The 14,831-nt window shown below is 66.0% G+C and carries 11 protein-coding genes; 8 read left to right on the top strand and 3 right to left on the bottom strand.

The window, feature by feature from the left end:
- Positions 1-3: 3 nt before the first annotated feature.
- A complete protein-coding gene (locus AC3WS4_RS01655; RefSeq protein WP_492740100.1) occupies positions 4-897 on the bottom strand; it encodes a DUF4861 family protein in 894 nt (297 codons plus the stop codon).
- A complete protein-coding gene (gene manD / locus AC3WS4_RS01650; RefSeq protein WP_492740101.1) occupies positions 897-2,108 on the bottom strand; it encodes a D-mannonate dehydratase ManD in 1,212 nt (403 codons plus the stop codon). Before manD ends, AC3WS4_RS01655 begins: the two co-directional genes overlap by 1 nt.
- 134 nt (positions 2,109-2,242) lie before the next feature.
- Between manD and AC3WS4_RS01645 the strand changes: the two genes are divergently transcribed.
- From AC3WS4_RS01645 to AC3WS4_RS01630, 4 genes are all read left to right on the top strand, one after another.
- On the top strand, positions 2,243-3,445 hold the full coding sequence (locus AC3WS4_RS01645) for a glycoside hydrolase family 88/105 protein (protein WP_492740102.1): 1,203 nt from the start codon (positions 2,243-2,245) through the stop codon (positions 3,443-3,445).
- Positions 3,446-3,644: 199 nt separating this feature from the next.
- Complete coding sequence (locus AC3WS4_RS01640; RefSeq protein WP_492740103.1) at positions 3,645-4,847, top strand: alginate lyase family protein; 1,203 nt, start codon at positions 3,645-3,647, stop codon at positions 4,845-4,847.
- 177 nt (positions 4,848-5,024) lie between these two features.
- Positions 5,025-7,625 (top strand): TonB-dependent receptor, encoded by a 2,601-nt coding sequence (locus tag AC3WS4_RS01635; RefSeq protein WP_492740104.1) that lies wholly within the window; start codon positions 5,025-5,027, stop codon positions 7,623-7,625.
- Positions 7,626-7,643: 18 nt separating this feature from the next.
- On the top strand, positions 7,644-9,326 hold the full coding sequence (locus AC3WS4_RS01630; protein ID WP_492740106.1) for a hypothetical protein: 1,683 nt from the start codon (positions 7,644-7,646) through the stop codon (positions 9,324-9,326).
- A 15-nt stretch (positions 9,327-9,341) separates the two neighbouring features.
- On the opposite strand, the gene AC3WS4_RS01625 is transcribed toward AC3WS4_RS01630, so the two are convergent.
- Positions 9,342-10,508 (bottom strand): iron-containing alcohol dehydrogenase, encoded by a 1,167-nt coding sequence (locus AC3WS4_RS01625; protein WP_492740107.1) that lies wholly within the window; start codon positions 10,506-10,508, stop codon positions 9,342-9,344.
- Between the two features lie 159 nt (positions 10,509-10,667).
- Here AC3WS4_RS01625 and kduI point away from each other — a divergent pair, with 159 nt between their 5' ends.
- From kduI to AC3WS4_RS01605, 4 genes are read left to right on the top strand one after another with little or no spacing between them, the layout of a single operon-like run.
- Complete coding sequence (gene kduI, locus AC3WS4_RS01620) at positions 10,668-11,510, top strand: 5-dehydro-4-deoxy-D-glucuronate isomerase (protein ID WP_492740108.1); 843 nt, start codon at positions 10,668-10,670, stop codon at positions 11,508-11,510.
- Positions 11,510-12,265: a 2-dehydro-3-deoxy-D-gluconate 5-dehydrogenase KduD gene (gene kduD, locus AC3WS4_RS01615; RefSeq protein ID WP_492740110.1), complete on the top strand. Its 756-nt coding sequence runs from the start codon at positions 11,510-11,512 to the stop codon at positions 12,263-12,265. Before kduI ends, kduD begins: the two co-directional genes overlap by 1 nt.
- A 41-nt stretch (positions 12,266-12,306) precedes the next feature.
- Positions 12,307-13,320, top strand: coding sequence for a sugar kinase (locus AC3WS4_RS01610; protein WP_492740111.1), 1,014 nt, complete (start codon positions 12,307-12,309; stop codon positions 13,318-13,320).
- Complete coding sequence (locus AC3WS4_RS01605) at positions 13,307-14,821, top strand: carboxylesterase/lipase family protein (protein WP_492740112.1); 1,515 nt, start codon at positions 13,307-13,309, stop codon at positions 14,819-14,821. The genes AC3WS4_RS01610 and AC3WS4_RS01605 overlap by 14 nt, the downstream gene beginning before the upstream one ends.
- The last annotated feature ends 10 nt before the right edge of the window (positions 14,822-14,831 follow it).

Here is a 14,831-nt window from a genome sequence, read left to right as displayed (position 1 = left end):
TGGCTAGGGGCGGAAATCGGGGCGCTGCGCGGTGACATAGCGCTGCCAGCTTTCGCGCGTCGCAAAGTCGCCGCCGCCGTCCCAAGCCGCGCCGCTGTAATAGACGAACGGGCGCCCCGGGGTGACGCGGATCAGGATGAGGTAATTGTCGGCATCCTCGGCAAAGCCGGCGAAGGCGGCGGGGTCGACGATCACCGCGGCAGCCATGTGGCCCTTCTCGCCGTCGGCGGGTCCCCACCAGTTCATTCTGGCGTTCCTGTCGTCCTTGTAAATCTCGCCCAGCTTGCCGCCAGTGATCGGGCGCTTCGAAATGCCGATGCCGACGATAATCTCGGCGTCGCTGCTCGACGCGATCGTCGAGGTCAGCTTCGTGAAGTTGGTGCCAGCGGGCAGGGTGAAGCGCCGCGTCTCGCGGACGGTGCGCAGTGTGTCGACCGGCCAGGGATCGTAATCGACGGTGAAGTCGGCGACCGTTGGCCCGGCGCTCAAAATATGCGGGCGGACATAGTTGCGCGAGGTCCACAGCTTGTTGTCGTACCAGATGCCGAGCCCGCCGACGCCGCGCCCGGTACCGACATTATAGAAATCGAGCCCTTCGCCATGATTGTCGTGCTGCTCGCCGGTACGCAGCTGGCGTTCCATGAAGGGCCAGCGGACACTCTTGCCCCACGCGTCGATACCCGACGTCGATGGTGGTTCGTGGTCTTCGAGCGCGCGGCCATAGATGCGAAACGCGGTGCGGTCGTTTTCCCACAGCAAATCATCGTAGCGATAATCGGCGATGGAAACCGCGGCGCGCGCCTTTTGCTCCTCGGCCGTCGCGGGCCGCAGGGGCTGCTTGTCCTGCGCCGCGACGGGTGCGCCAAGCAGCAAAAGACCGAGCAGGGCGCTGCGCATCACCAACTCCACATCGTCCCGTCCTCGAGCCGGTTCACCGGCAGATAGGCGCGGGCATAGGGGTGGGTCTCGGCACGTGCCTCGTCGATATCGACCCCCAGCCCCGGCGCCTCGCCCGGATGCATCAGCCCGTCGGTCAGGCTGTAGGCGTGGGGGAAGACGGCGTCGGTCTCATCGGTGTGCCTCATATATTCCTGGATGCCGAAATTGGGGATCGACAGTCCGAAATGCAGCGCCGCCGCCATCGTTACCGGCGACAGGTCGGTGGCGCCGTGGCAGCCGGTGCGGACCTGATACAGCTCGGCGAGCGCGGCGATCTGGCGCATATGGGTGATGCCGCCGGCGTGGAGCACGGTGGCGCGGATATAGTCGATCAGCCGGTTCTCGATCAGCGCCTTGCAGTCCCAGATCGAGTTGAAGATTTCGCCCACGGCGAGCGGCGTCGTCGTGTGCTGGCGGATCAGGCGGAACGCCTCCTGATCCTCGGCCGGGGTCGCATCTTCGATCCAGAAAGGGCGGTAAGGCTCGAGATCCTTGCCGAGCCGCGCCGCCTCGATCGGGGTCAGCCGGTGATGAATGTCGTGGAGCAGGTGGACGTCCCAGCCCAGCGCCTCGCGCGCCGCGGCGAACAATTCGGGGACGACGCGCAGATACTTCTCGGTCGACCAGATATTGCCGCTCGGCAGGTCGGCGTCGGCGGGTTCGTAGAAATAGCGGTCCTTGCTGACGCCATAGGTCGACGCCATGCCCGGCACCCCGCATTGCAGGCGGATCGCCCTGTACCCCTGGCGCTGGTAGTCGAGCGCCGCCTCGATCGTGTCGGCGATCGTCGTGCCATTGGCATGGCCATAGACCATGCAGCCGCTGCGCGCCGCGCCGCCGAGCAACTGATAGACGGGCAGCCCCGCGACCTTGCCCTTGATGTCCCACAGCGCCATGTCGACCGCCGCGATCGCGGTCATCGTCACCGGACCGCGCCGCCAATAGGCGCCCTTGTAGAGGTAATTCCAGATGTCGCCGATCTGCTGCGCGTCGCGCCCGATCAGGCAGGGGACGACATGGTCGGCCAGATAGCTCGCCACCGCCAGCTCGCGCCCGTTGAGCGTCGCGTCGCCGACGCCGGTGGTGCTGTCGTCGCATGTGATTTTCAACGTGACGAAATTGCGGCCCGGAGAGGTGACGATCACCCGGGCAGACACGATCTTCGGCATTCCATCCCCTTTGGCGCGATTCCGCGCATGGCTCAGTTGTCAGACAACCTTATTGACATGTTTCCCGGAAAAGGAAAGATATTGTCACCGGTGTCAAGGGTAAAAGCCCGGGCAGTGACCCAAGGGAGGTGGATGTGGTTCGAAGCATAGGACTTGTCGGCGCGACCATCGTCGCACTCGGAATGCTGGCATTGCCGGGGTCGGGCGCCGCGCAATCCGCGACTGCCCCCGCCGCAACCGAGGCCGTGCCCCAGATGCCACGCGCATCGGCGATCCTTGCCGACACCCGCCGCGTCGCCGACTGGCAACTCGCCAACCGCACCAACTGGGCGAAGATCCCCGCCGGGCGCAAAAGCGTGCGCGAGCCGCGCGGCTGGGAACAGGCGACCTTCTGGGTCGCGCTCACCGAACTCGCGAACCGCGACCGGCGCTACGCGCAGCCGCTGCTCGACCTTGGCCGCGAACAGGCGTGGCAGCTCGGCGACCGGCCCTTTCACGCCGACGACCAGTTGATCGGGCAGGCGTGGTTGTGGGCGGCGCGCCATGGCGCGGAGCGGGAGGCGATCGCGCCGGCGCGCGCCTATTTCGACCATGTTCTCGCCAACCCGCCGACGATCGGGCTGGAATTCGTCCCGCATGCTCCGGGCAAGGGCACGTCGGACTGCACCGACCGCTGGTGCTGGTGCGACGCGATTTTCATGGCGCCGCCGACGCTGCTCAAGATGAGCAGGGCGACCGGCGACCCGCGCTATGCCGATTTCGCGCATGAAGAATTTAAGGCGACCACCGACTATCTCTATGACCCGGCCGAACAGCTCTATTTTCGCGACAGTCGCTTTTTCGGCCAGCGCGACAGTGCCGGGCGCAAGCTGTTCTGGAGCCGTGGCAATGGCTGGGTGATGGGCGGACTCGTGCGCATGCTGCAAACGATGGATCGCAAGGACCCGAAAAGACCGGCGTATGAAAAGCAGTTCAAGGACATGGCGGCAAAGCTGCTGAGCCTGCAAAAGGCCGATGGCTATTGGTCGCCCTCGCTGCTCGACACCAACCCCGGCACGCCGACCGAAACCAGCGGCACGGCCTTTTTCACTTACGCCTTTGCCTGGGGCGTCGACACGGGGTTGCTCGATCGCAAAGCCTATGAACCCGCGGCGATCCGCGGCTGGAACGCGGTCGTTCGCGCGGTGCAACCCGACGGCATGCTCGGCTGGGTGCAGCAGGTCGGCGACCGGCCCGACAGCGTCTCGGCGACCGAAACGCAATTCTATGGCAGCGGGGCCTTCCTGCTGGCGGGCTCGGCGATGTACGACCTGGCGCGCAAACGCGGGCGTTACTGACCCGCGGCGCCCGCGCGGGGCCGGATCACAACATCGATTGACTTAAGTTGTCCTACAACTATGGTGTCAGCCATATGATGGGGCACCATCCTCGATATATGATCTGGCCGGCCCAGCACGACCTCCCGCTGGTTTCGGTCACAGCCGCCGCCGCGATGCCACTCGCGGCGGCGGTATTTTCTCCTCCCCGGATACCGGCATGATCGCGCGCCGTGCGTTGCTATTGGGCCTGATGCTCGCCGGTCCGGCGGCGACGCTGGCGCGGGGCAAGGGCCTGCCGCTCGATATCGCAGCGATCGAACGCGCGCGCGTGGTGCCGCAGGCGCTCGCGCTGCTCGATGCGGCGCCGCGGACGATCGCGGCGATCCCCGCGCCGCGCAGCCCGGCCGGGCGGCAGGACTATTATTCGGAGGGCGATTATTGGTGGCCCGACCCGGCGAACCCCGGCGGCCCCTATATCCGTCGCGACGGCCGATCGAACCCCGACAAGTTCGACGGCCACCGCGACGCGCTGATCGCGTTCGGGCGCACCGTGCCGACGCTGGCGGCGGCGTGGCGGCTGACCGGCGACGCGCGCTTCGCGGCGGCGGCGATGCGCCACCTGGCGGCCTGGTTCGTCGATCCGGCGACGCGGATGAACCCGAAGCTGGACCACGCGCAGGCGATCATCGGGGTCAACAATGGCCGCGCGATCGGGGTGATCGACACGCTGCAGATCGTCGAGGTCGCGCGCGCCGCGCAGTTGTTCGTGCAGGCGGAGGCGCCGGGCTATGCCGCGATCCGCCCGGGTGTCGAAGGCTGGTTCGCGGCGTATCTCGACTGGCTCACCACGTCGCCCTTCGGCATCGAGGAGCGCGACGAAAGGAATAATCACGGAACCTGCTGGCTGTTGCAAGCCGCGTCCTTCGCCGCGCTGCTCGGCCGCAACGACGTGCTCGACGACGCGCGCACGCGGCTGAAGACCGTCATCATCCCGACCCAGATCGAGCCCGCCGGACGCCAGCCGCTCGAACTCGCGCGGACCAAGCCCTATGCCTATGCGCTGTTCAATCTCGACGTGCTCGCGGCGACCGCCTGGTTGCTGGGAGGCGAGGGCGACCTGATCGGGTGGCGGACCGACGACGGCCGCTCGATCGCGGGCGCGATCGGCTGGATGGCCCCCTATATCGCCGACAAGGCGGCGTGGCCGCTGCCGCCCGATGTCGAATATCGGGACGGCTTTCCGGTGCGTCAGCCTAGCCTGTTGTTCGGCGGCCTCGCGCTGCGTCGCGACGACTGGCTGGCGCTATGGCGGCGACTCGATCCCGATCCATCGACCGGCGAGGTCGTGCGCAATTTCCCGGTGCGCCAGCCGCTGCTGTGGTTGCCCGACGCCATTATTGGTCGCTTCTCAGGGCGCTAACCGCACCAACGCCGCCCCAAAGGTTGTCATACAAGTTTTTTCTTGACAGGATTGCCTCAAGAATCGATCATGGCTGACACCGGTTACCAAGATCGGCGCACAAGAACTTGAAAATCAAAAAGTCGCCATTCCGCTATCGCGGGATCGAGCGGCCAGGGTGGGAGAGACGAGATGGCGATGCGCGGCACAAATTTTCTGGCGAAGCTGGCGGGCGGGGCATCGCTGGCCGCGCTCGCGATGGCGCCCGCCTTTGCGCAGGACGCCGTCGGCGCGCCGCCCCCGGGGGACGAGATTGTGGTCAGCGGCATCCGCGCCTCGCTCGAACAGGCGGCCGACATCAAGCGCGAGGCCGACCAGGTCGTCGATGTCATCACCGCCGAGGATGTCGGAAAACTGCCCGACGCCAACGTCGCCGAGGCTTTGCAACGCGTCACCGGGGTCCAGATCACCCGCGTCTTCGGCGAAGGCCAGTCTGTCTCGGTCCGCGGGCTGCAGCAGGTCCGCGTCGAGGTCGATGGCCGCACCCTGCTCGGCTGGTCGGCGCGCCTCTCGCCGCCCGAGAACGACCAGCTCGGCCGGTCGTCGGGGCTCGATTCGGTCCCGTCCAGCCTGTTCGGCCGCCTCGAAGTGCGCAAGTCGCCGCTCGCGAGCCAGGCCGAGGGTGGGCTTGGCGGCACCGTCAACCTCGTCACCCCGAAGCCCTTGAGCTTCAAGGAGCCGACCGTCTCGCTGCGCGTGCAGGGGGTCTATTCGGAGAATAGCGACAAGTTCGAACCTGCGATCACCGGTTTCGCGACGACCAAATTCGCCGACGGCCGCATTGGTATCATGCTGGCGGGCGAATATCAGAAGCGCACCTCGACCACCCAAACCTTCGAGCGCAACAATTTCCTCAACCGCAACTATACCGCGAACGGCGTCACCACCGTCCAGCAGACCCCCGTGCTGCTGCAATATGAACAATTCACCGTCGACCGCTCGCGGCTCGGGCTCAACGGCGCGATTCAGTTCGAGGTGACCCCCGAATTCACGATCACCGCCGACGCGCTCTATTCGAAGCTGACGACGGGCCGGAAACAGGACTTCTTCGCGTTCCGCCTGCCGACCGGCACCAACCCGGTGACCAATGCGGTGGTCGAAAATGGCATGGTCGTCGCGGGCAATGCCAACGGCACCGTCACCACCGCCGGGCAGATCCGCAAGGAGCCGACCGAAAGCTTCCTCTATGGCCTCAACGGCAAATATGAGAATGACGGGCTGACGATCGAGGCCGACGGCTATTACAGCAAGGGCACGATCGACCAGACGATCCAGATCATCACGCTGCAAGGGACCGCGGCGGTCCCGGGCGCCTTCGATTTCCGTGACGTGACGATCCCGTCGCTGACGCTCGGCGGCACGTTCAACCCGACCAGCTATGCGTCGTACAACCCCGCGAACAACGGCGTGCGCAGCAACCGCCTGATCGGGCTGCTCGAGGAGTGGACGGGCAAGCTCGACGTCAGCTACGAAACCGCCGGCGGCGTCACCATCTCGGCGGGTGCGCGTTATACCGACCTGCATGCACGCTCGAATGCGTTCCGCAGCCAGGTCACCCCCACCCGCGCCGAACTCGAACCCTATCTGAATCTGGTCGACATGGGCGACTTCCTGTCCGACATCGGCGGGACCTTCCCGCGCAGCTTCCTCAGCACCGCGCCGACCTTCGACTATGTCTTCACCCGCGCGCAGGCGGCCGAGCCCAATCCGAACGCCAACGGCCTGTCGACCCTGCTGCCCAATTTGCAGCGCGACTATGATTTCAGCGAGCGCACGCTCGCGGCCTATCTGATGGTGTCGGGCGAGGGCGAGATCGTCGGCATCCCGTATAAGGCCAACGCCGGGGTGCGCATCGCGAGCACGCGGCTGTCGGTCGACAGCTATGTCAATGTCGGCACCGTCAGCACGCTCGTCAACGACAAGAACCGCTACACCAATGTGCTGCCGAGCGCGAATATCGCGTTCAACGTCACCGACGATTTCCTCGTCCGCATGTCGGCGTCGCAGACGATGCAGCGCGCCTCGATCGCCGACCTTGCGCCGTCGACCTTCTTCAACGCGACCAACCTGTCGGTGACCGGCGGAAATGTGAATCTCGAGCCGCCGATTTCGACCCAGGCCGACATCAGCTTCGAATATTATACCGGCAAGAGTTCGCTGATCTCGGGCGCCTTCTTCTACAAGGATGTGAAGAATTTCATCGCCAGCTTCGTGACCACCGGCATCGATACCAACCTCGATCCGCAGGGGCGCGAACTGACCTTCTCGCGGCCCGAGAATCTGTCGAGCGCGCGGATCAAGGGTTTCGAAATCGGCATCCAGCAGTTCGCCGATTTCCTGCCCGCGCCGTTCGACGGCCTCGGCATCATCGCCAACTACACCTATTCGGATGGGCAGGACGGTGCGGGCTTCCCGCTCGTCGCGGTGTCGAAGAACAGCTACAACCTTGTCGGCCTGTTCGAAAAGGGTCCCTTCTCGGCGCGTGTCGCCTATAACTATCGCGACGAGGCGGTGTTCGAATTTTCCGAAGGGCGGCCGAGCTTCGTGGGCGCGCGCTCGCAGCTCGATGCGCAGGTCGGGTTCGACATCACCAGGAATTTCGCGCTGTCGCTGCAGGCGCAGAACTTGATGCCGCGGAAATCGGCGACGAGCGAGTATAGCAATTCCAACTCGACCGCGCTCAACAGCTATGCGCTGTCCGAGCGGCGCTACTCGGTCGGGTTGCGCGCCAAATTCTGAAGACGAGGACATGACGTGATGAAGCCGCTCAACAGGGACAAGTGCGTCCTCGGCCTTGCCCTGTCCATCGCCGTGGGCGCGGCGCTTCCCGCGCTCGCCCAGTCGACGTCGCTGCCGAAGATCCTGTCCGATCGCGGAACGATGACGGCGGCGCCGCTGCCCGATTATTCCTACGCCGGCTATGGTTTCGGTATCGCGCCGATCCCCGACGATGCCGGCACCATCGTCGAGGTCACCGCCTATGGCGCGATCCCCGACGACGGGTATGACGACAGCAAGGCGGTGCTGCGCGCGCTCGATGCCGCCAATGCGGTCAAGGGCCGGGTGACGTTGCGTTTCCCCAAGGGGCGCACCCAGATCACCGAGGTGCTGCGCATCACCCGCAGCGACATCGTCCTCGACGGTGCGGGCGAAGGGGCGGGGGGCAGCGAGCTTTATTTCCCGCGCCCGCTCAAGATCATCGACAAGAGCCATGACTATGACGAGCTGCGCGAATATCTCGTCCGCGAGAAGAAGCAGCAGGTCGAACCCGAGCATAATATCGACTATCTGTTCACCGAATATAGCTGGGCCGGCGGGATGATCCTCGTCGCGCCCGAAAAGGCCCGGCCGGTCTCCTACGACGGCAACAAGGATGTGCGCGACGACAGGCTGGCGAACGGCGTGGCGGGCAAGCAATTCGCGCGCGCGTTGCAGGTCGACGATGCCGCCAAGCTGCGCGTCGGCGACGTCGTGCAACTGCAATGGTATTCGGTCGACGGTCCGAACAGCAAAATCCTGAAGTCGCTCTATGGCGACACCGACCTGCCGATCGGGTCGCACCACTGGACCTCGCCGAACCGGCCGGTGGTCGCGCAGTCGACCCGCGTCACCGCGATCAGCGGCAAGCGCGTGACGCTCGGCGATCCGTTGCTCCACGACGTGCGACCCGACCAGCCCGCGGTGATCGCCGCGTGGCGGCACCTCACCAACGTCGGCATCCAGAATTTGCGCCTGCAATTTCCCGAGGCGCCGTCGTTCGGCCACCATCTGGAGCAGGGATATAACGGCATCTACATGACCGGGGTGTTCGACGGCTGGATCCGCAACCTCGTCATCGACCGTTCGGACAGCGGCATTTTGACCGACAATGCGGCGAGCCTGACGATTGCCAATGTCACGACCACCGGCGACCGCCGCGCGCATTATTCGGTGCATGTCGGCGCGGTCCACAATGTGCTGGTCAAGGACCTGAAGGTCGAGAACCCCGTCATTCACCCGCTCAGCGTCAACACGCGCTCGACACGGTCGGTGTTCCTTCGGTCCGAGGTGATGCGCGATGCGATTATCGACCAGCATAGCGGGTCGAACCACCAGAATCTGTTCGACCAGATCGTCATGCATATCGACCCGAAACAGGCGAAGGGCGAATGGGCCTATCAGCTGTGGGTCGGCGGTGGCGCGCCTTATTGGAAGCCCGGGCACGGTCTGTACAACACGCTGTGGAACGCGCGGCTGGTGATGCCCGACAGCGTGCCCGCCGACGCGACGGTGACGATCGCCAGCGGTCTCGAAGGACCGGGCGAGCGCATCGTCGGGCTGCACGCGAACCGCGCAATCGCGATCAGCTACACCCCCGCGCCCTATATTGAGGCGACCGGGCAGGCGCTGGATGCGGTGCCGTCACTCTATGACTGGCAGCTGGCGCGCCGGCGGCGCTAGGGTCTTGCGCCGCTGCTACCCCGCCCAGACCTGCGCATAGAGCATCGCCATTTCGTCGGCATCGGGCACGCGCGGGTTGTTCGCGGGCGATCCCGACGCGGCCGCCTGCGCGCACATCGTCGGGACCAGCGCGTCCCAGCGCGCGGCGTCGATGCCCCATGCCGCCGGACCGGGCACTTCGAGCTCGCGGTTGAGCGCGGCGAGTTCGTCGAGCAGCCGCGCGACCGCCGACTGGTCGCCCTCGGCTTCGTCGGCGACGCCCATCGCCCGCGCGCAGTCGGCGTAGCGATGCCGCGCCGCGGGCGCCGACCAGGCGGTGACCGCGGGGAGCAGCATCGCGTTCGACAGCCCGTGCGGGACATGGAAATGCGCGCCGATCGGGCGGCTCATCCCGTGGACCAGCGCGACCGAGCTGTTCGAAAAGGCGATGCCCGCCTGCGTCGCGCCGAGCATCATCGCCTCGCGCGCCGCCGCGTCGGTGGGGTCGGCGCAGACGCGGCGCAAATTCGGCGCCAGCGCGCGCATCGCGAGCAGCGCCATGCCGTCGCTGAACGGGTTGGCGCGTTTCGACACATAGGCTTCGATCGCATGGACGAGCGAGTCGATGCCGGTGTCGGCGGTCAGCCTTTTGGGTTTGGTGAAGGTCAGCTCATAATCGACGAGCGCGGCGACCGGCAGATAGGCGAGGCCGGGGCAGAGCATCTTCTCGTCGGTCGCCTCCTCGGTGATGATCGTGAAGCGCGTCGCCTCCGACCCCGTACCCGCGGTGGTCGGGATCGCGATGACCGGCAGGCCGGGTTCGTCCTGAATGTGGGGCGCTTTATAGTCGGCCATCACGCCGCCGTGCTTCGCGAGCAGGGCGATCGCCTTGGCGCTGTCGAGCGGGCTGCCGCCGCCGAAACCGACGACGCAGTCATGGTCGCCTTCGCGCAGGAAGGCCAAGCCCGCCTCGATCGAGGCGACGGTCGGGTCGGGCACGGTGTCGGCGAAGACACGCGCCGCGATGCCCGCCGTTGTCAGGCCGCCCTGCAATTCGGCGACGCGGCCGCTGCTTTGCAGGAAGGCGTCGGTGACGATCAGCGGGGACGCGAGGCCCAGCGCCGTCAACACCTCGGGCAATTGCTTCGACGCGCCGCCGCCGATGCGCAGGATGCGGGGCAGGGCGATGCTGGCGATACTCAACTCATTGTCTCCTCGTCGAACGCGGCGTCACCCTAGCTTCATCGCGGCGCAGAGGAAATCGCCGACTGCTCCGGTTGCCCGTGACGTCGATCTTGACACCGGTTACCTTGCGGCGTAGCAAGGTGGCCAATCACCAACATCAATCGCGAGGATGCCCCGATGTTTTCGAAGACCTATTATGCAACCCATCCGGTCATGATGGAGGAGGTGTCGAATGCGGAGCTTCGCGATCGCTATCTGATCCAGGACCTGTTCCGCACCGGCGAGTGCGTGCTCAACTATACCCATGCCGACCGCTTCGTGATCGGCGGCGTCGCCGTGGGCGCGGCCCCGGTCAAACTGCCCGCACAGACCGAGCCGCCGTCGGCGGCGGGCCACCCGTTCCTCGAACGCCGCGAGCTTGCGATCGTCAATGTCTCGTCGGTCGAGGGCATCGTCACCGTCGACGGAGAAAGCTTTACGCTCGGCAACAAGGATTGCCTCTATGTGACGATGGGCGCGACCGATGTCAGCTTCGCGGGCGAAGGCGCGCGTTACTATCTGGCATCGTGCCCGGCGCATAAGGCCTTTACCACGCGCAAGCTGGGTATCGCCGATGCGAACAAGCTCGACCGCGGCAGTCTCGCCGAGTCGAACGAACGGTCGATCTACCAGCTCGTCATTCCGGGCGTCTGCGACAGCGCGCAGCTCGTCATGGGTCTGACCGTGCTCAACGAGGGCAGCGTCTGGAACACCATGCCGCCGCACATCCACGAGCGCCGCAGCGAGATCTATTTCTATTTCGAACTCGACAATGTCGACACCGACCGCGTGATGCACTTCATGGGCGAAGGCGAGGCGACCCGCCACATCGTCATGCAGAATGAGGAAGCGGTGATCTCGCCGCCCTGGTCGATCCACATGGGCGCGGGCACCAAATCCTATGCCTTCATCTGGGCGATGGCGGGCGAGAATCAGGACTATACCGACATGAACGTCCTCGACATCTGCCAGCTGTCGTAATGGCGGGTTTCTTCGATCTTTCGGGCAAGGTGGCGCTGGTCACCGGCGCCAATACCGGTATCGGGCAGGGGATCGCGCTCGCGCTCGCCGAGGCGGGGGCTGACATCGCCGCCGCGGGCCGCTCGCCCGCGACCGAGACGGTCGACAAGGTCGAGGCGCTCGGCCGCAAGGGTGAGAATTTCGCTGCCGACCTTTCGAGCGTTGCGGCGGTGCAGCCGCTCGTCGATGCGGTGCTCGGTGAGTTCGGGCGGATCGACATCCTCGTCAACAATGCCGGGATCATCCGCCGCGCCGACGCGGTCGATTTCACCGAGGAAGATTGGGACGCGGTGATGGACACCAATCTCAAGACCTTGTTCTTCCTTTGCCAGTCGGTCGGGCGCCACATGATCGGGCGCGGGTCGGGCAAGATCATCAACATCGCCTCGATGCTGACCTTTCAGGGCGGCATTCGGGTGCCGAGCTACACCGCGTCGAAATCGGGGGTCGGCGGCCTCACCAAGCTGCTCGCCAATGAATGGGCGGCGAAGGGCATTCAGGTCAATGCGATCGCGCCGGGCTATATCGCGACGAACAACACCGCGGCGCTGCAGGGCGACGAGACGCGCAACCGCCAGATCATGGAGCGTATCCCGGCGGGCCGCTGGGGTGATCCCAAGGATATCGGCGGGGCGGCGGTCTTTCTGGCCTCAAGCGCGTCGGATTATGTGCAGGGCCATATCCTCGCGGTCGACGGCGGCTGGCTCGCGCGCTAGCATCGCGCATAGAACCGCAACAGGCGGCGAACGGAGTGGGGATGGCAGAGGGTAGACTCGTCTTTTTCGGCGAATTGCTGATCCGCCTGACCGCGCCGGGTAATGAGCTGCTGATGCAGTCCCCCGCGCTGTCGCTCCATGTCGGCGGCGCCGAGGCGAATGTCGCGATCGGCCTGTCCCATCTCGGCCATGATTGCGCGATGGTGAGCAAAATTCCTTCGAACGCTCTGGGTCGCGGAGCGGTGGCGGCGGTGCGCGGCGCAGGCGTCGATTGCACCGCCGTCACGCCATCGCCCGGGCGGATGGGGCTCTATTTCCTCAGCGTCGGGGCGGGACTGCGGGCGTCGGAGATCGTATACGATCGCGCCGGATCGAGCTTCGCCGCGAGCGGAGCCAATGATTATGACTGGAACGCGTTGCTGGCCGGCGCGCGTCTGCTCCACCTGTCGGGCATCACCCCCGCGCTCGGCCCGCGCTCGGCCGAGGCCGCGCTGGCGGCGGCGCGTGCCGCCAAGCGGCAGGGCGTGCCGATCAGCTTCGACGGCAATTACCGCGCGATGCTGTGGGAGGCGTGGGACAGCGATCCGCGCGCCATCCTGTCCGAACTCATCGGGCTGACCGACATCTTGTTCGGAAACCACCGCGACCTGTCGCTGGTGCTCGGGCGCGATTTTTCGGGCGAGGGCGCGGACCGGCGGCGCGAAGCGGCGGACGCGGGCTTTGCCGCCTTCCCCGACCTCAAGTTGATCGCCTCGACCGCCCGGCATACGGTGTCGGCCGATCATCACCGCATCGCGGCGCGGGTCGATCTGCGCGACAGCGCGCATCAGACCGATGACATCGACGTCACCGGCATCGTCGACCGGATTGGCGCGGGCGATGCTTTCGCCGCGGGGGTGCTGCACGCGTGGCTGGATCGCGGCAATGCCCGCGCAATGGCCGACAGCGGCCTCGCGCTCACCTGCCTCAAACATAGCTTGCCCGGAGATGCGAGCCGCTTTAGCCAAGCGGATATCGACGCATTTCACGGGGGAGGGCTCGATGTCCGGCGCTGAGCCGTTTGGTCGTCGTTTGCTGCTGGGCGGAGCGGCAGGATTGGTCTTGCTGTCTTGTGCCGCGCCTTCATGGGCGCAGGCGGTCAATGCGACCGTATCCGCAGCCGACGGCACCTATCGCAGCAAGCCGCGGAGCGAGAATGCGCCGCTGTGGACGACCGCCTATCCCGGCATTCGTTACGCGCACGCCGAACGGTTCCGCGCCCCAGTGCCGGTGACCACCGCCGAACAGCCTTTTGCCGATCAGGGGCAATATGGTCCCGCCTGCCCGCAGGCCGGCGACCGCTACCAGCCGCAATCCGAGGACTGCCTGTTCCTCAACGTCTGGACGCCGACGGCTGCAGCCAAAAAACCGCGCGCCGTGATGGTCTATTTCCACGGCGGCGCCTATTCGTCGGGCAGCGTGACCGACCCGCTCAACGACGGCGCGACGCTCGCGGCACAGGGTGACGTCGTGGTGGTGACGGTCAACCACCGGCTGAACGCGCTCGGTTACCTCTATCTGCCCGGCCGCTTTCCCGACAGCGGCAACGCCGGACAGCTCGACCTGATCCTCGCGCTCAAATGGGTGCAGCGCAATATCGCAGCCTTTGGCGGCAATCCGGCCAATGTCACCGTCTTCGGCCAGTCGGGCGGCGGCGCCAAGATCGCGACCCTGATGGCGATGCCCGAGGCGGCGGGGCTGTTCCACAAGGCGATCACGATGAGCGGGCAGCAGGTGACCGCCTCGGGGCCGCTCAACGCGGCGAAGCGCGCGGAGGCTTTTCTCGCCAAGCTCGGTGAAGGCGTCGATCCCGCGACCGCGCCGGTCGAACAGCTGGTCGCGGCGCTGTCGGCGACCGACCCGATCATCGGCGGCGGGGTCTATATGGGGCCGGTGCTCGACATGAAGCATCTCACGCGCCATCCCTTCTGGCCCGACCCCGCACCGCAATCGCTCGCCATCCCGATGATGCTCGGCAATACGGTGATGGAGACGCGGGCCTTTTTCGCCGCCGACGGCAAGCAGCTTTCGGGGCTGAGCTTCGACAATCTTGCGGCACGCATCGGCCCCGAAATGCGCGTCGACATCGATCCGGTCTGGGTCGTCGCGCAGTTCCGCGCGCGTTATCCGGGCGCGCAGCCGCTCGAACTCTTCCACCGCATCGTCACCGCCGCGCGCAGCTGGCGCGGGCAGGTCGAGGAGGCCGAGGCGCGCGCGCGGGCGGGCGCGCCGGCCTTTGTTTATCAGCTCGACTATATGGAGGCGAAGCACGCCGACGACATCGCGCTGGTCTTCGGCACCGGCCCCGACCAGTCGACGTGCAAGCATCAGGTAAGCGCGGCGATGATGACGGCCTTCACGCGCTTTGCGAAGACGGGCAATCCGGGCTGGGCGGCCTATGACCTCAAGAAGCGCCGCACGATGATCTTCGACGCCGGTCCCCGCGTCGAGGACAATCCGCGCGCGTGGGAGCGCGAGCTGTTCGCGCGAGTGCCCTATATCCAGCCGGGCAGCTGAAACAGCCCCT

It is taken from the genome of Sphingopyxis sp. EU05-FHT14B03, assembly GCF_058790875.1.
This window is presented reverse-complemented; position numbering and strand designations above follow the sequence as displayed.

Excerpts from the sequence above, each read along its gene's own strand:
- AC3WS4_RS01655 (WP_492740100.1), bottom strand. The coding sequence starts at position 897 with ATGCGCAGCGCCCTGCTCGGTCTTTTGCTGCTTGGCGCACCCGTCGCG.
- manD (WP_492740101.1), bottom strand. The coding sequence starts at position 2,108 with ATGCCGAAGATCGTGTCTGCCCGGGTGATCGTCACCTCTCCGGGCCGC.
- AC3WS4_RS01640 (WP_492740103.1), top strand. The coding sequence starts at position 3,645 with ATGATCGCGCGCCGTGCGTTGCTATTGGGCCTGATGCTCGCCGGTCCG.
- AC3WS4_RS01635 (WP_492740104.1), top strand. The coding sequence starts at position 5,025 with ATGCGCGGCACAAATTTTCTGGCGAAGCTGGCGGGCGGGGCATCGCTG.
- AC3WS4_RS01630 (WP_492740106.1), top strand. The coding sequence starts at position 7,644 with ATGAAGCCGCTCAACAGGGACAAGTGCGTCCTCGGCCTTGCCCTGTCC.
- kduI (WP_492740108.1), top strand. The coding sequence starts at position 10,668 with ATGTTTTCGAAGACCTATTATGCAACCCATCCGGTCATGATGGAGGAG.
- kduD (WP_492740110.1), top strand. The coding sequence starts at position 11,510 with ATGGCGGGTTTCTTCGATCTTTCGGGCAAGGTGGCGCTGGTCACCGGC.
- AC3WS4_RS01610 (WP_492740111.1), top strand. The coding sequence starts at position 12,307 with ATGGCAGAGGGTAGACTCGTCTTTTTCGGCGAATTGCTGATCCGCCTG.
- AC3WS4_RS01605 (WP_492740112.1), top strand. The coding sequence starts at position 13,307 with ATGTCCGGCGCTGAGCCGTTTGGTCGTCGTTTGCTGCTGGGCGGAGCG.